We start from the raw sequence: 22,416 nt of genomic DNA, 5'->3' as shown, positions 1-22,416 counted from the left end.
CGCGCGCGGCCTGTGGCCTGCTAGCGAAAGGCGAGCCAGTCGCCATCGTCGGCGCACAGGTCCGATCGCCGCGCAGCATCGCTGAAGTCCCAGGTCGAGCCGACCACGCGCAGCGCCTGCGGTGCGCGCTGCGGCTGCTGGGCAAAGCACAGGCCCGTTGGCGCCGCATGGAGCTGCTGGTCCAGCGGCTTGCCCCGCCCGAGAGAGATCAGCGCGCAGCGCCGCAGGGCGATGGCAGCTTCTGCGTCGTCCACCGGCAGCCGCGCATGCACCAGGCGCGCGAACCCCGCCTTCAGGGACACGCCCTCGAACGGCACCGGGCCGGCGATGGTGCTCCCGTCCAGCATCCACTCCAGCAGCAGCCGTCCATCGCGCAGGATGGCGGCCCGGCTGCGCGCGCCGACGCGGTCCTCGACCTCGATGTCGTATTCCCGCCGTGGCCGCGCGCTGGCGGCTGCGGCGATGGCCAGGCCCGCAAGGTCGAACTGGTGCGTGCACTGGTCGCTGGCATCCGTCACCCTGCTCACGCTGCCGGCCACCGGCGACAAGGCCATGCCCTGCAGGCGCTGGAGCTGCTCTGCCGCGATGCCGCACAGGGTGTAGGGCGTGCGCGGGGCGCTGGCCTGCACGGCCTGCACGCGGCCGCCTCGGTGCAGCACGGAGACGCGGAAATGATGAAAATCGTCCTCCAGGCAGGCACGGGCCTCGCCGGCCGCGTCTTCTGCGCCAGGCGCCTGGCCGGTGTGCATGCGGTGGACGATGACGATACGGCGCCGGAAGCGGCCCATCAGGTGTTCTCCTTACTTGCCAATAGTTGAACAAGTTGGAAAAATCTGTTCAATTTAACACCACATCGAGAAGTCCATGGGTTTGCTGCAAGACAAGGTTGCGTTGATCACGGGCGCGGGCAATGGGATCGGGCGCGGCGTTGCGCGGCGTTGCGCGCGCGAGGGTGCCTGCGTCGTGATCGCCGAGCTGGATGCCGACAGCGGCCCGGTGGTCGCGCGCGAATGCGAGGAGTTGGGCGCCCGCGCGCTGTTCGTGCGCACCGACGTGACCCGCAAGGACAGCGTCGAGGCGGCCGTCGCCGCGGCGGCCGAGCGCTTCGGCGGACTCGACATCCTGGTGAACAACGCTTTCGCGCCCACGCCCAACGTGCTGCTGGAGGACAAGACCGACGAGATGCTCGCGCGCACGCTCGATTCGACGGTGTGGGCCAGCTGGTGGGCCATGAAGGCGGCCCTGCCGCACATGCGCAAGCGGGGCGGCGGGCGCATCGTGAACTTCTACTCGATCGACGTCGAGCTCGGTGCCTGGCTGCATGGCGACTACAACACGGCCAAGGGCGCCATCCTGGGGTTGACGCGCAGTGCCGCATCGGAATGGGGGCGCTTCAACATCACCGTGAATGCGATCGCGCCCACGGCGATGGGGGCGACCTTCCACAAGCTGTGTGCGGAGAATCCGGGCTTCGCCGAGCGGTCCGCCGCGATGCGGCCGCTGGGGCGCTGTGGCGAGCCCGAGGACGACATCGGTCCGGTGGTGGTGTTCCTGGCGTCGGAGATGGCCCGCTACGTCACGGGCGAGGCCATCCATGTCGATGGCGGGCTGCACCTGCCCGGCTACAACTCCCGCCCTGCGCATGTGCCGGTCCGGGAGCTCTGAGCCGCGCGTCTCAGCGCTTGGCGACCTTGATGTCCGTGGCTTCGAGGTCCCAGGTCGCCGCGGTCTTGCCCTCGTCGCGCAACTGGTACTTCAGCACGCGGCCTTGCGGGTTCTTGGGCAGCGATGTGCGGAATTCGATGTAGCGCGGCAGCGCGTAGTAGGGCACTGCGTCGACCGCCCAATGGAACAGATCCGCCGCCTCCAGCGTGGCGCCCGGCTTGAGGACCGCCGTGACCTTCACATCGTCTTCGCCCTTGTCCGAGGGTACGGCGTGCACGGCGACTTCGGCCAGGGCAGGGTGCACCGCAAAGGCCGCCTCCATCTCGAAACTGGAGATGTTCTCGCCGCGCCGGCGCAGGTAGTCCTTCTTGCGGTCGACGAAGTAGAAGAACCCCTGGTCGTCGAATTTGCCGATGTCGCCGGTGTGGAACCACAGGTTGTTCAGCAGCTTGAGCGTGTCCTCGGGCCGGCGCCAGTAGCCCATGAACATGATGTCCGGCCGCAGCGGGCGCACGATGATCTCGCCGGGGGTGTTGGCGGGCAGCTCTCGGTCGAGTTCGTCGACGATGCGCACGTCGAAGTCGGGGATGCGCTTGCCGGACGAGCCGGGCGCCGCATACTCGCCGCCCGCCAGCGAGGTGATGACGCAGGCCTCGGTCAGGCCGTAGCCGTTGCCGCCCACCTGCCGTGCGCCGAAGCGGTCTCGCCATATGGCCTTGGTTTCCTCCGTGAACGGGTTGCCGCGCACGGTGTGGATCTGGCCCACGCAGCGCCTGGCGACGTCCGTGTCCGGCGCCTGTGCCAGCAGTCCACCCATGCTGCCCAGGATGGATGCGATGGTGGCGCCGCTGCGCTCCACCTCGGGCCAGAAGTTCGACACCGAGAAGCGCGGCACGATCGCCACCCGCGCACCGACCAGGATGTTGGAGATGATCCCAACGCACAGCGCATTCATGTGGAACAGCGGCAGCGGGGTGATCGTCACGTCGTCCGCTGTGGCCGGACCTGCGCGCAGCTGCAGCCGGGCCAGGTTGCACATGAAGTTGTAGCTCAGCATGCAGCCCTTGGAGGGGCCGGTGGTGCCGGAGGTGTAGACCAGGCAGGCGAGCTCCGACGGTTCGGGTTTGCGCTCGAAGGGGGTGTCGTCGTTGCCACGGTGCGCGTCCAGCGGCGCGTAGGCCACGCCACTGGGCAGTCCTGCGGCCATGCTGCCACGGTGCAGGATCAGCTGGGCCTGCGGCAGCCCCTGCGCCACGGCGGCGATGCGCTCCAGATAGTCGGCCTCGCAGACCACGACGGCGGCGCCGGCATCGGCGATCTGGTGCCGCAGGAACTCGCCGCGCAGCGCGGTGTTGATCGGCACGCTGACGGCACGCAGCTTGTTGGCTGCGAGCCAGGTGATGACCGCGTCGATGTTGTTGTCCAGCATCGACACCACGGTGTGCCCCGCCTGCACGCCCAGCGCAGCGAAGGCATGCGCCTGGCGGGTGGACAGGCGGTCGACCTGCGCATAGGTGAAGAGATCGCCGCCAAAATCGAGCAGCACGCGGTCCGGGTGCTTTGCAACCGCACGTTCGAGCGCGGCAACCACCGTGTCGCGCTCTCCCATGTCCCAACCGTACGAAGGCCCCATGCCTACCATATGAAAGTCTCCCGTGCCGAAGGCGTTGTAAAGGCTAGAAATTCCAATATCAGAATTAAATTCTAAGGAAGAGATGAGGAAGATGCAGACCGGGCTAACCCTGAATGTTTTGTTGACACTCCGTTCCGCCGCGGCAGCTGCTGTGGCAGCGCATTCATGAAAGACTCCAGCATGGCCAAGGAAAAAGAGGGTTCGGCGACAACGGCCCCGGGGCGCAGCAGCAACACCAAGGCGGCAGTGAAGCGGGTTCCAGCTCCCGCGTCCAAGCGCGCAGCCGTGCCTGCGGCGAAGCGCGCGCCGGCCGCCAAGGCGAAGGAACGGGCGGCGCTGCCCGACAAGCCAGAACCCAAGCGCAAGCGACGCAATCGCCGTTCGGACGAGACGATTGCCAACATCCTCGCCGCCACCGAGCAGATCGTTCTGGATTCGGGCGCCAGTCGCATCTCGATCCTTGACGTGTGCAAGATGGTGGGCATTTCGCGCGGCACCTTCTACCGCTACTACTCGTCCCAGGACGAACTTCTGGATGCGTTCTCGCGCCACAAGCGGGACGAGTTCCATCACAAGCTGATCGAGGCAACTGCGCCGCATGACGACCCCGATGAACGTTTCAAAGCCCTGGTCGACCATCTCGACAACTATCTCGAGCATGGCCGCGCGCGGCGCCTGCTGGTGGTGGCGCCCGACTACGCGCTGACCTTCTTCAAGCGCATCTTCAACGATGCGATCGTGCGCTTCGAGGACGTCCTCGATCCCGTGTTCGATGCCTGGGACGACAGATTGGGGATCAAGATCGATCGCGACCTGGTGTGCGAGATGCTGATCCGCTATGTGATGAGTGCGCTGCTCGTCCCCAGCACATCCGATCGGGTCAACCTGCCCAAGCGGGTCGGCCGGCTGGTGCAGGCCTTGACGAACCAGGGGCGCGGGCAGCGCCGCTGATGCGATGCATCTGGGCATCGAGGGACGCAAGGCCATGGTGTGCGCATCGTCGCGCGGCCTGCGGCTGGCCTGTGCCATGGCGCTGGCGGCCGAGGGCTGCGACGTGCTCATCAACGGCCGGGACGCGGTGCGGTTGTCTGCAGCGGCCGACCAAATCGAAGGCGCGACCGGCCGCAGCCGCGCAAGGTGGTCGCGGACATCGACACATCTTCGGGCCGTGACGCCTGGTTTGCCGCGTGCAGCGAGCCGGGGACTCTCGTCGGCAACAACGCAGGTCCGCCCCCCGGTGCTCCGGACGATGGGGATGCTGGGGCCTGGCAGGCTGCGCTGCGGGCCAAGCTGCTGACGCCGATCGCGCTCATGAATGCCGTCGTGCCGGGCATGCGCAGCCGGCGCTTCGGCCGGATCGTGAACATCACCTCGGCCGTGGTCAAGTCGCCCCGGCATGGCATGGGCCTGTCGACCACCGCGCGCACCGGGCTCACTGCGTTTGCGAAGGGATTGCAGCGCGAGGTCGTTGCGGACAAGGTCACGATCAACAACCTGCTGCCTCAGCACATCGACACCGGCCGACAGATCGAGATGGCCGAGCGCATGGCCCGTGCCCGCGGTGTCACGTTCGAGGATGCACGCATGCTGCAGACGAAGATGGTGCGCGCGCGCCGCCTTGGCAGGCCCGAAGAATTCGGCGCCGCCTGCGCATTCTTCTGCTCGGCCCAGGCCTCGTTCATCTCGGGCCAGAACCTGCAGGTGGACGGCGGCTCGTACGACGGTTTGCTGTAGCGCCAAGCGAGGGCGCGGGGCCGGTCAGCCGCCAGGCTGGCCGTTCTTCAACGCGGGCGGGATGGTCTCGGCCGCGTCGAAGTCGAGCTCCACTTCGACACCGCTCGGGTCCGAGAAGAACACCTGCCAGGTGCTCCAGGGGCGCGGCTGCCGCAGCAGCCGGTAGGCGATCCCTTCGCGTCGCAACAGCTGCAGCGTCGTTGCCAGACCCCGGGCAAAGAATGCCATGTGGTCGAGCGCGCCACGGCGTGGCATGGGCATCGTGCCAACCGCCACCAGATGCAGCACCGGATGGCCTTCGGCATACAGCCACCGGCCATCGACGCCGAAGTCGGGCCGCACTCCATCGACCAGCCCCAGCCGCGCATGGAACGCGCAGGTCTCGTCGAGTCTGTCGGTGACCACGGTGAAGTGGTCCATGCGCTGGATGCCGTCCATGTCCTTCTTCCCGAGCTGCAGCCGATGCCGAACTGTGCCAGGGGTGTATGCGCCCGGAAGTAAGCGTAAACCATTAATTGAACACATTTGAAGAAAGTGACTAACTTTGGCATGATCGAGGTCAGCGCAGCCGACGACGCTGCCGGTAGCGCATCCCAACAACCACGGTCCAAAAGGTTCACCCAATGCTGATCGATCTGCATGCCCATGCCCCGCATCCCAACTACTACAACCAGCACCCGCACTGGGGGCCGTTCTTCGAGAAGCACGCCGATGGCGACGTGAAGCTGCGCGTGGGCGACTGGATCCTGACGCTCGGCTCGCCCGAGCGCAAGGCGGCGGTGCGTGCCGGCACGCTGAAGATCGAGGACTACCTTGCGCGCTGGGCCGATCCGAAGACGCGCCTGGCCGGCATGGACGCGGCGGGGCAGAACGCGCAGGTCGTGTCCGTGCCGTCGCACTGCTACATGTACTGGGCCGAAGCCGAGTTCGGCGTGCCCTTCGCGCAGAAGGTCAACGACACGCTGGCCGACTACTGCTCGGCCGCGCCCGACCGCCTGATGGCCTGGGCCCACGCGCCGCTGAACGCCCCCGTCGAGGCGGCCAAGGAGATCCGCCGCGCCTGCACCACGCTGGGCGCCAAGGGCCTGGTCGCGGGAGGCGCCAACTTCGGCGGCCTGGAGTTCGATTCGCCCGAGATGGACCCGGTCTGGGAGGCGCTGTGCGATGTCGACCTGCCGATGTTCGTGCACGGCTACAACCAGTCCGTCACCTGGGGCAAGCAGGCCAACACCGACCGCTACGAGACCACCGCCATCGTCGGCATGAACTACGACGAGACGCGTTGCTTCTGGTACCTGGTCAACGGCGGCGTGTTCGACCGCTTCCCGAACCTGAAGGTCTACATCACGCACGGCGGCGGATTCGTACCCTACCAGCTCGGCCGCCTGGCCCAGTGCAATCCCAACCTGGACACGCACCACAACAAGAAGCCGGTGCTCGAGTATCTGAACAACTTCTGGTTCGATGTCGAACTCCACGAGCTGCCGATGCGCCAGGCGCTGATCGACATCGTCGGTGCCGACCGCATCCTGTACGGCAGCAACTTCGGCGGCAGCGATGCCGTGCGGCACGACCTGACCGACGGCCTGAAGATCTCCGACGCCGACCTGCAGAAGATCCGCTGGCAGAACGCCTGCAAGCTGCTGCACATCGACCCGGCCAAGGTCGGCGCGCCCACGCCCAAGCTTGCGGCCGTCGCGGCATGAAGATCGCCCGCTGCAGCGAAGACGGCGGTGCGCCGTTCTGGGCCGTGGTCGATACCGTCGCAGGCACGGTGCAGGCCATTGCCGGCCCGTTCGACGACTGGGCGCCGCGCCTCACGCGCGGCGAGGGCGCGGCAGCGCTGACGCTGACCGGCCCCGTGCGGCCGCTTCGCGGCGTGCGCCTGCTGCCGCCGGTCGAACGCCACAAGCGCGTGGTGGTGGCCGGCGCCAACTACGCCAAGCACCTGGCCAGCGACTTCGGCATCAAGTCGCACAGCCAGCCGATCGCCTTCCTGAAGGCGCACGGCGCCATGATCGGCGCGCACGATCCCATCCGCTACCCGCCGCTGACCGCGGAGCTCGACCACGAAGTCGAACTGGTCGCGGTGATCGGTGCGCTGCAGGTCGACCGCGCCGACCCGCTGTCCAGCGTGCTGGGCTACACCGTGGGCAACGACGTCAGCGCGCGCGACCTGCAGCGCAGCGGCCCCCCCGGCGTCGGCATGGACCTGTTCGCGGCCAAGAGCCAGGACCGTACGACCGGCCTGGGGCCCTGGATCGTGACGCGCGACGAGTTCGGACCGGCGAGTCCGCAGCTGCGCCTGACGCTGGCCGTCAACGGCGATGTGCGGCAGGACGGCAACACCGCCGAGATGACCTGGGACGTCGCCGAACTCGTGCGCTTCGTCGACGAGCGCTCCAGCTTCGAGTGCGGCGACGTGATGTTCACCGGCTCGCCCGCGGGCACGGGGCAGGGCAGCGGCCGCTTCCTGCAACCGGGCGACGTGGTCGAGGCCACGGTCGAAGGCATCGGCACGCTGCGCAACATCGTGGGCAGCAAGGGCGGCTGAGACGCGCCGCGCCCTGCAGCTGGATCTGAAATGAACGGGAGGAGAGGCTTGATGGAAATTGCACGTCAGCATGAAAAGGTCGTCGTCGTCGGCGCCGGCCTGATGGGAACGGGCATCGCCCACGCCTTCGCGAGCTCGGGCTTCGCGACGGTGCTGGTCGACAACCGCGCCGAGGCGCTGGAGAGTTCGCGCGCGCAGATCGCCAGGATCCTCGACGACGGCGTGCGCCTGGGCAAGGTGGAGGCCACCGCGGCCGATGCCTCGAAGGCGCGGCTGTCCATCGACAGCGACCTGGCGCAGGCGGCGCGCGGCGGCACGCTGCTGATCGAGACCGTGTCGGAGAAGCTCGACATCAAACGCGCGGTGCTGGCCACCGCACAACCGGCGCTGGCCGCCGGCGCCATCGTCGCGACCAACACCTCGGCGCTCAGCGTCACCGAGATCGCCACCGCGGTGCCGCACCCCGAGCGCGTGATCGGCATGCACTTCTTCAACCCGGTGCACAAGATGAAGCTGGTCGAGCTGGTGCTCGGCCTGGCCACCAGCGACGAGACCACGGCGCGCAGCCGCGCCTACTCCGACGCCATCGGCAAGACCTCCATCGTCGTCAACGAATCGCCGGGGCTCACCACCAGCCGCATGTCCGCGCTGGCGGGCAACGAGGCGATGTGGATGCTGCAGGAAGGCACGGCCAGCGCGGAGGACATCGACACCGCGCTGCGCATGGGCTTCAACCACCCGATGGGCCCGCTCGAACTGGGCGACCTGACGGGCTGGGACACGCGCCTGTCGGTGCTGAAGTACCTGCACGCCACGCTGGGCGACAAGTTCCGCCCCTGTCCGCTGATCATCAAGATGGTGGCGGCCGGCCGCCTCGGCCGCAAGACCGGGCATGGCGTCTACCGCTACGAGAACGGTCAGCGCGTGCCGGCCTCGGGCCTCAAGGCCAGCGCGCTGTGAATGCGGCCCGCATTGCCGAGCGACCGCAGGTGCGGCCACGGCGATGCGGCGGCGCGGCCAACCTCCATGGAGACCTTTGCATGACGCATCCGACGCGACGCCAGGTGCTCGGCCTGGCGGCCGGCACGCTTGCGGTGTGGGACACGTCCCTTCACGCCCAGGCCGCGTGGCCCGGCAAACCTGTTTCGATCACCGTGGCCTATGCCGGCGGGGGCGCCATCGACGGACTGATCCGCTATTGCACGGAGCAGATCCAGAAGCGCCATCCCGAGATCGGCTTCGTCATCGACTACAGGCCCGGCGCCGGCGGCAACATCGCCGCGGACGCGGTGGCCCGCATGAAGGGCGACGGGCATCAATTCCTCATGACGGGCTCCTCGACGCATGCGGCCAATGTGAGCCTGTACAAGACGCTCCCCTTCGATCCGGAAAAGGACTTCGCGCCCGTGGCCTCGCTGGCCACCGTGCCCTACATCCTGGTCGTGAACCCCGCACGGGTACCCGCCGCCACGTTCCAGGAATTCCTCGCCTTCATCAAGGCCAGGCCGGGCCAGCTGAGCTACGCCAGTTCGGCCATCACCGGCAGGCTGGCCGGCGCCATCCTCAACCAGCGCTTGGGCCTGCAGTCGACCTTCGTGCCCTACAAGGTGCTGGCCCAGGTGGTGTCCGACGTCATCGGCGGGCACCTCGACTATGCTTTCGGCGATCCCCAGGGCTATCTGCCGCACGTGCGCTCCGGCCGCCTGCGCGCGCTGGCCGTGACGACGCGCACCCGGATCGCCGCCGCCAGCGACATTCCCATGCTTGCGGAATCGGGTGTGCCCGATTTCGACGTCTCCGCCTGGCTGGCGCTCTACGGCAAGGCCGGAACACCGGCCGCGGCCGTCCAGCGTTTCAACCGGCTGATCAACGAGGTGCTGGAAGCGCCTGAGGGCCAGGCATTCCTCGCCGGTATCGGCCTGCAGCCGCTGCTCGGTACGCCGGAGCAGCTGGTGGCCTTGCAGAAGCGGGACACGCTCGCCTGGGCCCAAGCAATCCGGGCCGCGGGCATCACGATCGAGTAGCGCATGCCGGAAGCTATCCCCATCGCCGGCACTTCGACGCCGGCCATCAATCCTCACTATCTCTGCGCAGGCGCGCTGGGCTTCTGGAAGATCGCCGAGCAGCAGCCCGGACGCATCGCGATCGTGCATGCCGACGGCGGCCGCAGCACCTTCGGCGAACTGCGCGAACGCGTGGACCGCCTTTCCCACGCATTGCGCGCCTGCGGCACAGGCACGGGCGATGCGGTGGCGGTGCTGCTGCCCAACACCGGCGACTGGCTGGCCAGCGCGCTGGCCATCGCGCAGATCGGCGCCTACCTGGTGCCGCTGAACTGGCACCTGACGGCCGAGGACCTCGCCTACCTGCTGTCCAACAGCGCCAGCCGGGTGCTGCTGGCCGACCACCGCTTCGCCGCTGCCGCCAGCCAGGCTGCCCGGCAGGCAAAGCTTCCTGCGCAGGGACGCCTGGCGGTGGCGGGGAGCATCCTGGGCTTCCGCGATCTGCAGCCGCTGCTGGACGCGCAGCCGCCAGGGCCGCCGGCCGACCGGCTGGCGGGCAGCGTCATGTTCTATTCCTCCGGAACCACGGGGCGTCCCAAGGGGATCCGGCGGCCGCTGACGGGCGGGACGCCCGAGGCGGCGCTGGCCCGGACGCTGCCGCTGTATTCCGGCATGTTCGGCCTGCGCGCAGGCGACGGGCGGCACCTGGTCTGCACTCCCCTCTACCATGCGGCGCCGGGCTCGCGCGCCATCCAGATGCTGCATCTGGGCCACCGCGTGGTCCTGCTGGAAAAATGGGACGGCGAACGCGTGTTCGGCCTGATCGAGCGGGAACGCATCGACAGCGTGCAGCTGGTGCCGATCCTGTTCCATCGCCTGCTGCAGCTGCCCGAGGAGGTCCGCCGCCGTCACGACCTGTCCAGCCTCAGGACCGTCATCCATGCGGCGGCTCCCTGTCCGCCCGAAACCAAGCGCCGCATGATCGACTGGCTCGGCCCGGTCCTGTACGAGTACTACGCGTGCAGCGAGGGTGGAGGCACCTACGTCGGCAGCGAGGACTGGCTGCGGCACCCCGGGACGGTGGGGCGTGCGTATCCCTTCAGCCAGCTCGCCATCCTGGACGACGACGGCAACGCGCTGGCGCCCGGAGAGCCGGGCCTGGTCTACATGCATGACGGCTTCGATTTCGAGTACTTCAACGATCCGCAGAAGACCCGCGCGGCCAAGCGCGGCGCCCTGTTCACCGCGGGCGACTACGGCTACCTGGACGCGCAGGGCTGGCTTTATCTCTGCGACCGCCGTTCCGATCTCATCCTCTCGGGCGGCGTCAACATCTATCCTGCCGAGATCGAGGCCGCGCTGATGCAGCACCCGGCCGTCTCCGACGCCGTGGTGCTGGGCCTGCCCGACCCCGAATGGGGCCAGAGCGTGTTCGCGCTGGTCCAGCCGCGCGATGCGGCCGCGCCTGCGGAACTGGCGGCCTTGCGCACCGAACTGATCGCGTATTGCGGGCAGCGCCTGGCATCCTTCAAGCGGCCCAGGGAGCTACTGCTGGGGCAGGTTCCGCGCACCGATGCGGGCAAGGTCGGCCGCGCCGCGGTGCGGCAGGCGCTGCTCGATGGCCGCCTGCGTCCGCTGGCCGGCGCCCTGCCGGCGCGCACGCCGGACTGACCCAATGCGAACGGGGAGACGAAACCATGGACCTCGGCATCGCCGACAGAAAAGCCCTGGTCTGCGCATCGTCGCAGGGGCTGGGCCGGGCTTGCGCCGAAGCGCTCGCGCGCGAAGGCGTGCTGGTGACGCTCAATGGCCGCGACCCCGGGCGCCTGCGGCAAGCCCAGGACACCATCGAAGAGGCGACCGGCCGCCGGCCGGCCGTCATCCTCGCGGACCTGGACACGCCTGCGGGCCGGACCTCGCTGGGTGCGGCGGCGGCGCAGTGCGACATCCTGGTGACGAACAACGCGGGGCCGCCGCCCGGCCGTTTCGAGGAATGGGACGAGGCTGTCTGGGCCGCCGCGCTCAACGCGAACCTGATGGCGCCCTCATGCTCTTGCGAGCCGCCGTGCCCGGCATGCGGGAGCGGCGTTTCGGGCGCATCGTGAACATCACCTCGGCCATGGTGAAGGCGCCGCGCACGGCCATGGGCCTGTCGACGACGGCGCGCTCGGGGCTGACCGCCATGGCCAAGGCGCTCTCCGCCGAGGTCGTGCGCGACAACGTCACCATCAACAATCTTCTGCCCGAGCGCATCGACACCGAACGGCTGACGCGCATGACGCGCTGGACCGCGCAGCAGCAAGGGATCAACTTCGAGGCTGCCCGCGCGCAGATGCTGCGCCCCGTCCCTGCAGGACGCTTCGGCACGCCGGCGGAGTTCGGCGCGGCCTGCGCCTTCCTGTGTTCGTCCCTCTCCGGTTACATCACGGGGCAGAACCTCCAGGTGGACGGAGGCAGCTATCCGGGCATCTGACATCCGTTCAAGGAGCCATCCATGATGATCCAGCGCATGGACCATTTCACCCTGGTCACCGATGCCCTGCAGGAAACGATCGCGTTCTACGGCCGCCTCGGTTTTTCCGAGGGACCGCGGCCCGGCTTCAGCGTGCCCGGTGCCTGGCTTTACCTGAACGGCCAGGCCGTGCTGCACGTCATCGAGCGGGATGCCATGCCGCAGCCCCGCCGCGGCGTGCTCGACCACATGGCCTACGCCGGCGAGGGCCTGGGCGGCTTTCTCGCCCTGCTCGGGCAGCATGGCATTGCGCACAAGCTGATCCGCGCGCCCGCGCCGTTCCGTACGTGGCAGGTTTTCTTCGAGGACCCGAACGGCTGCGAGGTCGAGGTGGACTTCGACGCCGGGGAGCCCCGTCCCGGCGCGGCGCCGCCCTGAGTGGAGGCGGTTCGCGCAACAGGTCGGTGTTTCCTCTGTTCAAGGATATGAATTTCAATATTAGAATTTTATTCTTCATGAAGAATTGTGATTTTGGCCCCGTGACGTCTTCCACCCGAGCCGGCGTGGGCGTCCGGGCCCCGTGCGAACGGTCCGCACATCGAGGATCGAAGGAAATCAGGAAATGATCGAAAACAACATGTCAGTGCTGGTGGTGGGCGCCAGCCGGATGGGCCCGTGCATCACATGCGCTGTGAGGCGGGGGCGGCCATGAGCGATGTCGTCATCGTCGAGGCCGTTCGCACGCCGATCGGCAAATTCCGCGGCAGCCTGGCCGGCGTGCGTGCCGATCATTTGGGGGCCCATGTGCTGGGCGAGTTGCTGCGTCGGGCCGGGCTGGAACCCGGGTTGGTCGACGACGTGGTCTTCGGCTGCGTGACGCAGATCGGCGAGCAGTCGGCCAACATCGCGCGCACAGCGCTGCTGGGGGCAGGCTGGCCGGAAGCCGTACCCGGCCTCACGATCGACCGCAAATGCGGTTCCGGCGAGGCGGCGGTCCACTTGGCGGCCGGGCTGATCCACGCCGGCGCGGCCGAGGTCGTGGTCGCCGGCGGTGCCGAGAACATGAGCCGCGTGCCCATGGGCAGCAACCGCGACCTGCACGGCGAGGCCTTCGGCTGGCTGGCGGCCGAGCGCTTCGAACTCACCAGCCAGGGCGAGGCCGCCGAGCGCGTGGCCGAACGCTGGGGCCTCACGCGCGCCCAGCTCGACGCCTTCGCAGTGGAAAGCCACCGGCGCGCGGCCGCGGCCGCCGAGGCCGGCCACTTCCGCCGCGAGATCGCGCCCGTGCCGGTGGTCGGCCTGCGCGAGAAGTCCATCGAAGGCGAGGCCGCGCTGTTCGCCGCCGACGAGACCATCCGCCCCGGCACCCATGCCGACAAGCTCGCCACGCTGAAGAGCAGCTTCCGGCCCGCGGGCCTGATGACGGCCGGCAACTCCTCGCAGATCTCCGACGGCGCGGCCGTGCTGCTGCTGATGTCGGCCGCCGCGGCCGAACGCCATGGCCTGAAGCCGCGCGCGCGCATCAAGGCCTTCACCACCGTGGGCTCCGACCCCACGCTGATGCTCACCGGCCCGATCGACGCCACGCGGCGCGTGCTGGCCCAGGCCGGGCTCACGCCGGCGGACATCGACCTGTTCGAGGTCAACGAGGCCTTCGCCCCGGTGCCGCTGGCATGGATGCACGAGCTGGGCGTGTCGCAGGACAAGCTCAACGTCAACGGCGGCGCCATCGCGCTGGGCCATCCGCTGGGTGCCAGCGGCGCGCGCATCATGACCTCCATGCTGCACGAGCTGGAGCGCCGCGGCGCGCGCTACGGCCTGCAGGCGATCTGCTGCGCCGGCGGCCTGGGCACGGCGACGCTGATCGAGCGCCTGGGCTGAGAGGGCACATGGCGCGGCTTCCGCTCGTCCCGCTGGCCGACTTGCCCCCCGCGCTGCGCGCGGCCGTAGAGCGCGGGCGCGCCAGCGGCACGCTCAGCACGCCGGTGCCGGTGCAGGTCTGGGCGCACCGCCCGCAGGTGGCGCAGGCCTGGCTGGCCACGCTGGAGGCCTTGCACACCGACAGCCTGCTCGATGCGCGGCTGCGCGAACTGGTGCGGCTGCGCATCGCCGCGGTCACCACCTGCCAGGCCTGCCAGCTGGCGCGCAAGAGCGACACCGTGAGCGACGAAGACCTGGCCTGCCTGTCGGCCGACAGCGCGCACTTCAGCGCGCCCGAGCGGGCGGCGCTGCGCTATGCCGAGCTGTTCGCGGCCGATCCCCTGGCCATCGACGACGCCGTGTTCGACGCGCTGAAGCAGGTGTTCAGCGTGCCGCAGGTGGTCGAACTCAATTTGTACTGCGCACTCATGCTGGCCGGCGGCCGCATGACCCTGGTGCAGCAGGCCTATGCAGACACAGACACGAACGCAAGGACCCAGGCAGACGCATGAGCAACTCCCTCTACACCATCGCATTGCAACGCCTGGACGGCAGCGCGGCCACGCTGGCCGATTACCGCGGCCAGGTGCTGCTGATCGTCAACGTGGCCTCCAAGTGCGGCCTCACGCCGCAGTACACGGGGCTGGAGGCGCTGTACGAGCGCTACCAGCCGCGCGGCCTGCAGGTGCTGGGCTTTCCGAGCAACGACTTCGGCGCGCAGGAGCCGGGTTCGGCCGAGGAGATCGCCTCCTTCTGCAGCGCCAACTACGGCGTGCGCTTTCCCATGTTCAGCAAGCTGCAGGTCAACAGCGCGCCGCGCCATCCGCTGTACGCCGAGCTGATCGCCGCCCAGCCCGTGGCGCGCGAATCGGGCAGCGATCAGCTGCGCCAGACGCTGGCCAAGCACGGCCTGCTGCCCAGGCACGAAGGCGATGTGACCTGGAACTTCGAGAAGTTCCTGGTCGGCCGCGACGGCCGCGTGCTCGGCCGCTTTGCGCCCGACACCGCACCGGACGACCCGGCGCTGGTCGCGGCGATCGAGGCCGCGCTCGGCTGACACAGCGCATTTCCCGGGGGCGCGATGGACCCGGCCACCCGACAACAAGGCAGGAGACAAGATGCCCATCGCCACTTCCGAACCCGGCGTGCTGCACGGCCTCGTGGTCGTGGAGCTGGCCAGCGGCATCGCCGGCTGGAGCGCCGGCCTGCACCTGAGCGAGGCCGGTGCCGAGGTCCGCAGGATCGAGGCAGCGGCCGGCGACCCGGCGCGCGGCACGGCGTTGTTCGCGGTGCTGAACCGTGGCAAGCGCAGCCTCGTGCTCGATCCGGCCGATGCCGCCGCGCTGGAACAGCAGCTCGCGGCGGCCGACGTGCTCATCCACGACCTGCCACCGGCCGCCGCCCGCGCGCGCGGCCTGGCGGACGAGACGCTGGCGGCGCGCCATCCGCGGCTGGTCGTGGGCGCCATCGGCGCCTGGCCGCGCCAGCACGCCTGCGCCGACACGCCGCTGCGCGAAACCCTGGTCCTGGCCAGGCTGGGCGTCCTCGACGAACAACCGGGGCACCGGCCCGGTCCCGTCTTCATCCGCATGCCGTTCGCCAACTGGATCGCCGGCTGGCTCAGCGCCATCGGCGTGCTGGCGCGGCTGATCGCACGCGAACGCGACGGCCATGGCGGCCTGGCCCGCACCAGCCTGGCCCAGGCCGCGCTGGTGCCCATGACCATGCACTGGGCGCGCGCCGCGACGCCCACGCCGGCCTTCGCCAAGGGCCTGCACAAGGGCCTGCCGATCCCGCTGCACCGGTGCGCCGACGGCCGCTGGATCCATGTGCACTACTCGCCCGACCGGGCGCCCTGGATGGCCGAGGCGCTGGCCGCGATGGGCGAGGCCGCCGTGGCCCAGGCCAATGCCGAGTGGCCGCCCAGCCATGTGGCGCCGAACTTCGGCGCCAACCGGCGCATCATCGCGACCCGCACGGCCGACGACTGGGTGCGCCACTTCTGGGAACACGACGTGGCGGCCCAGGTCGCCTTGCCCTTCGGCGAGATCTACGGCGACGCGCAGGCGCGGCTGAACGGCTACGTCGTCGCGGTGGACGATCCGCAGCTCGGCCGCACGCTGCAGCCCGGACCGGCCTACAGCGTCACGCCGCCGGCCCGGGTGCGCGGGCCGTTGCGCGCGCTGGGCGTGGACACCGCCGCGCCCGTGCCCGCCGCCCCTCAAGGCGCCAAGGCCGCCAGGGCCGCGCCCGCCGCCGCGCCGCTGCCGCCCTTGCACGGCCTCAAGGTGCTGGACCTCGGCGCCTACCTGGCCGGCCCCTTCGCCTGCATGCTGCTGGCCGATCTGGGGGCCGACGTCGTCAAGGTCGAGCCGCCGGCTGGCGACGCCATGCGCCGGCTGGAACGCGCCTTCGCCGGCACCCAGCGCGGCAAGCGCGGCGTGGCGCTCAAGCTCGGCGATCCCGCGTCGCAGCCGGCGCTCGAAGCGCTGGTGCGCTGGGCCGACGTGGTGCACCACAACGTGCGCATGCCGGCCGCGCGCAAGCTGGGCATCGACGACGCGTCGCTGCGCGCCATCCACCCCACGCTGGTGTCCGGCCACATCAGCGCCTACGGCCCCGCCGGGCCGCGCGCCGACTGGCCCGGCTTCGACCAGCTCATGCAGGCCGCCTGCGGCTGGGAGGTCGAGAGCGGCGGCGAGGGCAACCCGCCGCTGTGGCTGCGCTTCGGCGTGGGCGACCACCTGGCGGCGCTGTCGGGCGTGTTCGCGCTGCTGCTGGCGCTGTACCGGCGCGGCCGCACCGGCGAGGGCCAGGCCACGGCCTCGTCGCTGCTGGGCGCCATGCTGCTGACGGCCGGCGAGGCCGTGCAAGGCGCCGACGACGGCCGCATGACGCCGATGGAGCGGCTGGACGCCGGGCAGACCGGCGTGTCGGCCGCGCACCGGCTGTACCGCTGCGCCGATGGCTGGATCGCCGTGGCCGCCACGCAGCCGCAGGAACTCGCCGCCTGGACCGCCTGCGCTGGCGCCGCGCCCGCCGAGCGGCTGGCCACGCAGGACACGGCGCAGGCGCTGGCCGCGCTGGCACAGGCCGGCGTGCCCGCGGCGCCGGTGCTGCAGGCGCCGCTCGATCCCTTCTTCGACGACCCCGCCAACGCGCCGCTGCGCACGCGCTACGAGCATGCGGTCTACGGCACGCTGGAGCAGGTCGGCGCGCTGTGGGACTTCGGCGACCTGCCGCTGGCGCTGCAGCGCCCGCCGCCCGCGCTGGGCGAGCACAGCCGCGAGGTGCTGCTGTCCCTGGGGCTGGCGCCCGCGCAGATCGACCAGTTGGCCGAGCGCGGCCTGCTGCGCGTGTGAACCCGCAAACGCCTTGGCGCCATGACGACCCCACCCGACCTTCTCGACTTCAGCGGCCGGCGCGTGCTCGTGGTCGGTGGCTCCAGCGGCATCGGCAATGGCATCGCCCGCGCCTTCCTGGCGCGCGGTGCCCGCGTGCACGTCTGGGGCACGCGGCCCGGCGCGGCCGACGATGCGAACGAGCCCGGCTCGCAGCTGGACGGCCTGCACTACACGCAGGTGGACGTGGCCGACACCGCGCGCATCGCCGCCGTGCCGCTGGGCTTCGACCGGCTCGACGTGCTGGTGCAGGCCCAGGGCACGGTGCTGTACGACCGGCAGGAGTGCGAGACCGCCGGCTTCGAACGCGTGCTGGCCGTCAACCGCACGAGCCTGATGGCCTGCGCCGCGCGCTGCCATGCCGCGCTGAAGGCGGCGGTCGGCGCGATGGTCGTCGTCAGCTCCGCGGCGGCCTTCCATTCCACACGCGGCAACCCGGCCTACAACGCCTCCAAGACCGGGGCCTTCGGCCTCACGCGCGCGCTGGCCGAGGCCTGGGCCAGCGACGGCATCCGCGTGAACGGCATCGCGCCGGGGCTGGTGGAGACCAAGCTCACGCGCATCACCACCGCCCACCCCAAGCGGCTGGACGCCGCGCTGCGCCGCATCCCGCTGGGCCGGCTCGGCACGCCGCAGGACATGGCCCATGTGGCGCTGTTCCTGGCATCGCCCATGGGCAAGGTACGCAAGGACATCTCGGCCGTGAAGGCCGCCATGCTCCGGCTGCTGCACGACATCGTCGCGCGTGCGCTGCACCCACACGGCTCGGTCGGCGTGTCGCAGGAGATGCCGTTCGCGGGCCTGGTGAACCGCGCCTTCCAGATGGGCCTGGCCGACGGGCCGACCGCGGTGCACAAGGCCACCGTGGCCCGGCAACTGCTGCGCGGGTACCAGCCCAGCGGCAGCCTGTTCCCGGCCTGCCGCCGGCCCACGCCCGCACGCGCCGCGCGCGAGAAGTTCAAGGCGGTGCTCGGATGAACAGCTCGACGCCCACCCGGGCGGTGCCCGATTGGCAGGCGGCGGTGGACCTGGACCGGCTCGCCGCGTGGATGGACGCCGAGGGGCTGGGGCAGGGCCCCATCGGCAGCGCCGTGCCGCTGGCCGGCGGCACGCAGAACCTGCTGCTGCGCTTCGCGCGTGGCGGCCAGGGCTTCGTGCTGCGGCGGCCCGCGCCGGGCCGGCCGGCCGGCAGTTCCACCATCGACCGCGAGGCCATGGTGCTGAAGGCGTTGGCCGCCACCGAGGTGCCGCACCCGCGCCTGCTCGGCGCCTGCCTGGACGCGGCCGTGCTGGGCGCGCCCTTCTACCTGACGGAACCGGTGGACGGCTTCAACCCCTCCGGCCGGCCCTTGCCGGCGCCGCCTGCCGCCGACCCGGCCTGGCGCCACCGCATGGGCCTGGCCATGGTCGATGCGCTGCTGCGGCTGGGCGAGGTCCACCCGCAGCGTGCCGGCCTGGCCGGCTTCGGGCGGCCCAAGGGCTTCCTGGAACGTCAGGTGCCGCGCTGGCGCAAGCAGCTGCAAGGCTATGCCGGGCTGCCCGGCTGGCCCGGCGCGGACGGCGTGCCGGGCCTGCAGGCGCTGGGCGAGTGGCTGGCGGCCCACATGCCGGCCCGCTTCACGCCGGGGCTGCTGCATGGCGACTTCCACCTGTCCAACGTGATGTTCCGCCCCGACGCGCCCGAAATCGCGGCCGTCGTCGACTGGGAGCTGGCCACCATCGGCGATCCGCTGCTCGACCTGGGCTGGCTGCTGGCCACCTGGCCCGACGCCAGCGGCCACGGCGCCGGCACCATCCACGTGCAGCCCTGGGACGGCTTCCCGCAGCCCGAGGAGCTGGTCGCGCACTACCGCGCCGGCAGCCCGCGCGACCTGGCGCAGCTGCCGTGGTACGTGGCCCTGGCCGGCTACAAGCTGGCCATCCTGCTCGAAGGCAGCCATGCGCGCGCCTGCGCCGGCTTGGCGCCGACGACCATCGGCGAGCGCCACCACGCCTCGGCGCAGCGCCTGGTGGCGCAGGCGCTGGCCCGCATCGAAGACGACACCGCCAACCGATTGAAGGAGAGCCTGCCATGCTGACCAAGCACCGCGTGATCGTGACCGGCACGGCCGGCGGCATCGGCGCCAGTGCCGTGCGCGCGCTGGTCGCCGCCGGTGCCCAGGTGGCGGCGCTCGACGTCGCCGACGCCGCGGGCCGCGAGGTCGCCGCCGGCGCCACGGCCCAGGGCCCGGGCACGGCGCACTACCTGCACTGCGACATCCGCGACCGCGGCGAGGTCGAACGCGCGTTCGCGGCCGCGGCCGAGCGGCTCGGCGGGCTGGATGCGCTGGTCAACATCGCCGGGGTCGAGCGCGCGGCGCCGGCCGAGCAGATCGCCGACGCCGACTGGGACCTGATGTTCGACGTCAACGCGCGCGGCACGCTGCACACCAACCAGGCCGCGTTCGCGCACCTGCGCGAGCGGGGCGGGCGCATCCTCAACTTCGCCTCGGCCGCCGGCGTCATGGGCCTGCCGGGCTGTGCGCACTACTCGGCCGCCAAGGCCGCCGTGCTGGGCTGGACACGCACCGTCGCCAAGGAATGGGCGCGCCACGGCATCACCGTCAACGCGCTCGCGCCCGGCATGTGGACGCCGATGTACGAGGCCCACCGTGCCCGCATGTCGGCCGAGGAGCTGCAGGCGCACGACACGATGATGGCCCGCGCCATCCCGCTCGGCGGCAGGCTCGGCGACCCCGACCGCGACATGGCGCCGGTGCTGGTGTTCCTGCTCGGCGAGGGCGCGCGCTTCATCACCGGCCAGACGCTGGCGGTGGACGGTGGCCTGATGATTCCCTGATGCAACCCACGCAAGACCGATGCTCCGACTGACCCGATCCCAGACCCTGGCCCTGGTGCTGCTCACGCTGTTCTGGGGCGTGAACTGGCCCGTGATGAAGCTGGCCGTCGGCCAGTACCCGCCGATGGGCTTTCGTGCGCTGTCCATGCTGCTGGGCCTGCCCTGCCTGGCCATCGGCCTGGCGTGGTGCCGCGTGCCGTTTGCGCTGCCGCGGCGCTACTGGCTGCCGGTGGCCGGGCTGGCGCTGACCAACATGGTGGTCTGGCATGTGGCGCTGATGCTGGCGCTGCCGCATCTGAGCTCGGGCCGCGCGGCCATCCTGGGCTACACCATGCCGGTGTTCTCGGCGCTGTGGGGGCTGCTGCTGTATGGGCAGCGCTTCGACGGGCGCCAGCTGTTCGGCGTGGCCTCGGCCGGCGTGGGCGTGCTGCTGCTGCTGTGGCACGAGTTCTCGCGCCTGAGCGGCGCGCCGGTGGCGGCCGCCACGCTGCTGTTCGGCGCCGCCATCTGGGCGCTGGGCACGCAGCAGCTGCGGCGCGCCACGCTGCCCGTGCCCACGCTGGCCATCGCCTTCTGGATGACGGCCATCACCACGGCCGTGGTCTGCGTGCTGGCGCTGCTGACCGAAGCGCCGCCCCGCGCCTGGCCGAACGCCAGCACCTGGGGCGCCATCGCCTACAACGCCGTGCTGATCTTCGGCTTCTGCCATGCGGCCTGGTTCGCGCTGGCGCGCGCGCTGCCGCCGGTGGCGTCGAGCGTGAGCGTGAGCCTGATCCCCGTGCTGGGCCTGCTGTCGGGCGCATGGTGGCTGGGCGAGGTGCTGCACTGGCAGGACGGCGCGGCCATCGCCGCCATCGTCGCGGCGATCGTGGCCGTGCTGTGGCCCGCCCGGCCGGCCGGGCCCGTGGCCCTGCGCGCGTCCTGAAGACGCATGGGCCGAGGCATGTCCGAACCGCTGGCCGGCACCGACGCGGGCGACACGCCCCCGCCTGCGCTGCCGGCCGCGCTGACGGCGCTGGTGCTGTGCCAGGTCGGACTGCATGCCTGCACCCAGGGCGTGCGGCTCGCCGCGCCGCTGCAGGCCCTCGATGGCGGCCAGGGGCCGGCCGCCGTGGGCCTGCTGATGGCCTTGTTCGGCCTGCTGCCGGCCGTGCTGGCCCTGCCGGCCGGGCGCATGGCCGACCGCCACGGCTACCACCGGCCGGCGCGCATCGCCGGGGCGCTGTCGCTGCTGGGCACGGGCATCGCCGCGCTGGGCGGCCACTATGCCGCGCTGTGCGCCGCGGCGGCGCTGTGCGGCGCGGGCTCGGGCTTCGGCATGATCGCCGTGCAGCGCAGCGCCGGCCGCATGGCCCGCAGCCGCGCCGAGCGGCTGCGCATCTTCAGCTGGGTGGCCATGGCACCGGCCGTGGCCGGGCTGCTGGGGCCGATGCTGGCGGGCGTGCTGATCGACCACGCGGGCTTTCGCAGCGCCTTCGCCGCGCTGGCGCTGCTGCCCGCCGCCATGCTGCTGCTGGCGCAGGCGGTGCCGCGCGACACCGGCCGGCTGCAGGCCGTGGACGCGGGCCCGGGGCCGGCGCGGCCCCGCCCGGCCTGGGAGCTGCTGCGCGCCGCGCCGTTCCGCCGCCTGCTGCTCGTCAACTGGCTGGTGGCCACGAGCTGGGACGTGTTCGGCTTCGCGCTGCCCATCCTGGGCCACGAGCGCGGCCTCAGCGCCGTGGCCATCGGCAGCGTGCTGGCCGCCTATGCCGCCGCCTCCATGGCCGTGCGGCTGCTGATCCCGCTGCTGGCGCACCGGCTGTCGCCGCGCTGGGTCATGGGCGGCGCGCTGGCGCTGGTGGCCGCCGTGTTCGGCGTGTTCCCGCTGCTGGGCGGCGTGACCGGCATGGCGCTGGCCGCCGCGGTGCTGGGCCTGGCGCTGGGCGCGGTGCAGCCGGCCATCCTGTCCAGCGTGCACGACGTGGCGCCGCCGGAGCGCCAGGGCGAGGCGCTGGCCGTGCGCTCGATGACGGTGCACTTCTCGATGGCGGCCATGCCGCTGGCCTTCGGCGCGCTCGGCACCTCGCTGGGGGCCGCGCCACTGTTCTGGCTGATGGCGCTGGCCACCGGTGCCGGCGCCTGGCAGGCGCGCGGCGTGCGGCCCGCGCCGGCCGATCCCGTTTCTTTCAACCAGGAGTCTGAACGATGAACACCTTGAAGCTTTCTTCCCCGGGGA

General features: G+C 70.9%; 20 protein-coding genes and 2 pseudogenes. 19 read left to right on the top strand and 3 right to left on the bottom strand.

Annotated elements, in window-relative coordinates; all coding sequences use genetic code 11:
• Nucleotides 1-20: 20 nt before the first annotated feature.
• Entirely contained in the window at nucleotides 21-788 is a 768-nt protein-coding gene (locus ACSQ4M_RS35305; RefSeq protein ID WP_436194175.1) for a DUF2889 domain-containing protein, read from the bottom strand.
• Nucleotides 789-864: 76 nt separating this feature from the next.
• On the opposite strand from ACSQ4M_RS35305, the gene ACSQ4M_RS35300 reads away from it, so the two are divergent.
• The gene (locus tag ACSQ4M_RS35300) at nucleotides 865-1,665 is read left to right on the top strand and encodes an SDR family NAD(P)-dependent oxidoreductase (protein ID WP_436194174.1); all 801 of its coding nucleotides are present in this window, start codon (nucleotides 865-867) and stop codon (nucleotides 1,663-1,665) included.
• A 10-nt stretch (nucleotides 1,666-1,675) separates the two neighbouring features.
• On the opposite strand, the gene ACSQ4M_RS35295 is transcribed toward ACSQ4M_RS35300, so the two are convergent.
• Entirely contained in the window at nucleotides 1,676-3,274 is a 1,599-nt protein-coding gene (locus ACSQ4M_RS35295) for an ATP-dependent acyl-CoA ligase (RefSeq protein WP_436194173.1), read from the bottom strand.
• A gap of 189 nt (nucleotides 3,275-3,463) precedes the next feature.
• Here ACSQ4M_RS35295 and ACSQ4M_RS35290 point away from each other — a divergent pair, with 189 nt between their 5' ends.
• The gene (locus tag ACSQ4M_RS35290; protein ID WP_436194172.1) at nucleotides 3,464-4,249 is read left to right on the top strand and encodes a TetR/AcrR family transcriptional regulator; all 786 of its coding nucleotides are present in this window, start codon (nucleotides 3,464-3,466) and stop codon (nucleotides 4,247-4,249) included.
• Nucleotides 4,250-4,253: 4 nt separating this feature from the next.
• Nucleotides 4,254-5,032: pseudogene (locus ACSQ4M_RS35285) on the top strand (SDR family oxidoreductase).
• A gap of 24 nt (nucleotides 5,033-5,056) precedes the next feature.
• Here ACSQ4M_RS35285 and ACSQ4M_RS35280 read toward each other — a convergent pair.
• Nucleotides 5,057-5,470, bottom strand: coding sequence for a VOC family protein (locus ACSQ4M_RS35280; RefSeq protein ID WP_436194171.1), 414 nt, complete (start codon nucleotides 5,468-5,470; stop codon nucleotides 5,057-5,059).
• Nucleotides 5,471-5,655: 185 nt separating this feature from the next.
• Between ACSQ4M_RS35280 and ACSQ4M_RS35275 the strand changes: the two genes are divergently transcribed.
• The 16 genes and pseudogenes from ACSQ4M_RS35275 to ACSQ4M_RS35200 all read left to right on the top strand — a co-directional run bounded on the left by ACSQ4M_RS35275 (nucleotide 5,656) and on the right by ACSQ4M_RS35200 (nucleotide 22,389).
• A complete protein-coding gene (locus ACSQ4M_RS35275; protein ID WP_436194170.1) occupies nucleotides 5,656-6,738 on the top strand; it encodes an amidohydrolase family protein in 1,083 nt (360 codons plus the stop codon).
• Nucleotides 6,735-7,586 carry a fumarylacetoacetate hydrolase family protein gene (locus ACSQ4M_RS35270; protein WP_436194169.1) on the top strand — a complete coding sequence of 284 codons (852 nt, stop codon included), beginning with the start codon at nucleotides 6,735-6,737 and terminating at the stop codon, nucleotides 7,584-7,586. Before ACSQ4M_RS35275 ends, ACSQ4M_RS35270 begins: the two co-directional genes overlap by 4 nt.
• 51 nt (nucleotides 7,587-7,637) lie before the next feature.
• Nucleotides 7,638-8,546 carry a 3-hydroxyacyl-CoA dehydrogenase gene (locus ACSQ4M_RS35265; RefSeq protein ID WP_436194168.1) on the top strand — a complete coding sequence of 303 codons (909 nt, stop codon included), beginning with the start codon at nucleotides 7,638-7,640 and terminating at the stop codon, nucleotides 8,544-8,546.
• On the top strand, nucleotides 8,543-9,610 hold the full coding sequence (locus ACSQ4M_RS35260; RefSeq protein ID WP_436194167.1) for a Bug family tripartite tricarboxylate transporter substrate binding protein: 1,068 nt from the start codon (nucleotides 8,543-8,545) through the stop codon (nucleotides 9,608-9,610). The genes ACSQ4M_RS35265 and ACSQ4M_RS35260 overlap by 4 nt, the downstream gene beginning before the upstream one ends.
• A 3-nt stretch (nucleotides 9,611-9,613) precedes the next feature.
• Entirely contained in the window at nucleotides 9,614-11,260 is a 1,647-nt protein-coding gene (locus tag ACSQ4M_RS35255) for an AMP-binding protein (RefSeq protein WP_436194166.1), read from the top strand.
• Nucleotides 11,261-11,286: 26 nt separating this feature from the next.
• A pseudogene (locus ACSQ4M_RS35250) lies at nucleotides 11,287-12,062 on the top strand (SDR family oxidoreductase).
• A gap of 21 nt (nucleotides 12,063-12,083) precedes the next feature.
• Nucleotides 12,084-12,479 carry a VOC family protein gene (locus tag ACSQ4M_RS35245; RefSeq protein ID WP_436194165.1) on the top strand — a complete coding sequence of 132 codons (396 nt, stop codon included), beginning with the start codon at nucleotides 12,084-12,086 and terminating at the stop codon, nucleotides 12,477-12,479.
• Between the two features lie 270 nt (nucleotides 12,480-12,749).
• Nucleotides 12,750-13,922, top strand: coding sequence for a thiolase family protein (locus ACSQ4M_RS35240; protein ID WP_436194164.1), 1,173 nt, complete (start codon nucleotides 12,750-12,752; stop codon nucleotides 13,920-13,922).
• Between the two features lie 8 nt (nucleotides 13,923-13,930).
• Entirely contained in the window at nucleotides 13,931-14,473 is a 543-nt protein-coding gene (locus ACSQ4M_RS35235; protein ID WP_436194163.1) for a carboxymuconolactone decarboxylase family protein, read from the top strand.
• Nucleotides 14,470-15,018 (top strand): glutathione peroxidase, encoded by a 549-nt coding sequence (locus ACSQ4M_RS35230; RefSeq protein WP_436194162.1) that lies wholly within the window; start codon nucleotides 14,470-14,472, stop codon nucleotides 15,016-15,018. Before ACSQ4M_RS35235 ends, ACSQ4M_RS35230 begins: the two co-directional genes overlap by 4 nt.
• A 61-nt stretch (nucleotides 15,019-15,079) precedes the next feature.
• Nucleotides 15,080-17,323 carry a CoA transferase gene (locus ACSQ4M_RS35225; protein ID WP_436194161.1) on the top strand — a complete coding sequence of 748 codons (2,244 nt, stop codon included), beginning with the start codon at nucleotides 15,080-15,082 and terminating at the stop codon, nucleotides 17,321-17,323.
• A gap of 21 nt (nucleotides 17,324-17,344) precedes the next feature.
• Complete coding sequence (locus ACSQ4M_RS35220; RefSeq protein ID WP_436194160.1) at nucleotides 17,345-18,340, top strand: SDR family oxidoreductase; 996 nt, start codon at nucleotides 17,345-17,347, stop codon at nucleotides 18,338-18,340.
• Nucleotides 18,337-19,440, top strand: coding sequence for a phosphotransferase family protein (locus tag ACSQ4M_RS35215; protein WP_436194159.1), 1,104 nt, complete (start codon nucleotides 18,337-18,339; stop codon nucleotides 19,438-19,440). The genes ACSQ4M_RS35220 and ACSQ4M_RS35215 overlap by 4 nt, the downstream gene beginning before the upstream one ends.
• Nucleotides 19,434-20,201 (top strand): SDR family NAD(P)-dependent oxidoreductase, encoded by a 768-nt coding sequence (locus ACSQ4M_RS35210; protein WP_436194158.1) that lies wholly within the window; start codon nucleotides 19,434-19,436, stop codon nucleotides 20,199-20,201. The genes ACSQ4M_RS35215 and ACSQ4M_RS35210 overlap by 7 nt, the downstream gene beginning before the upstream one ends.
• 19 nt (nucleotides 20,202-20,220) lie before the next feature.
• A complete protein-coding gene (locus ACSQ4M_RS35205) occupies nucleotides 20,221-21,126 on the top strand; it encodes a DMT family transporter (RefSeq protein ID WP_436194157.1) in 906 nt (301 codons plus the stop codon).
• Nucleotides 21,127-21,144: 18 nt separating this feature from the next.
• On the top strand, nucleotides 21,145-22,389 hold the full coding sequence (locus tag ACSQ4M_RS35200; RefSeq protein ID WP_436194156.1) for an MFS transporter: 1,245 nt from the start codon (nucleotides 21,145-21,147) through the stop codon (nucleotides 22,387-22,389).
• The last annotated feature ends 27 nt before the right edge of the window (nucleotides 22,390-22,416 follow it).

This window comes from Pseudorhodoferax sp. LjRoot39, from assembly GCF_964253035.1.
Taxonomy (GTDB): Bacteria; Pseudomonadota; Gammaproteobacteria; order Burkholderiales; family Burkholderiaceae_C; genus Pseudorhodoferax.
Note: the sequence above shows the minus strand (reverse complement) of the source record. Positions and strands in the feature narration are given on the sequence as shown.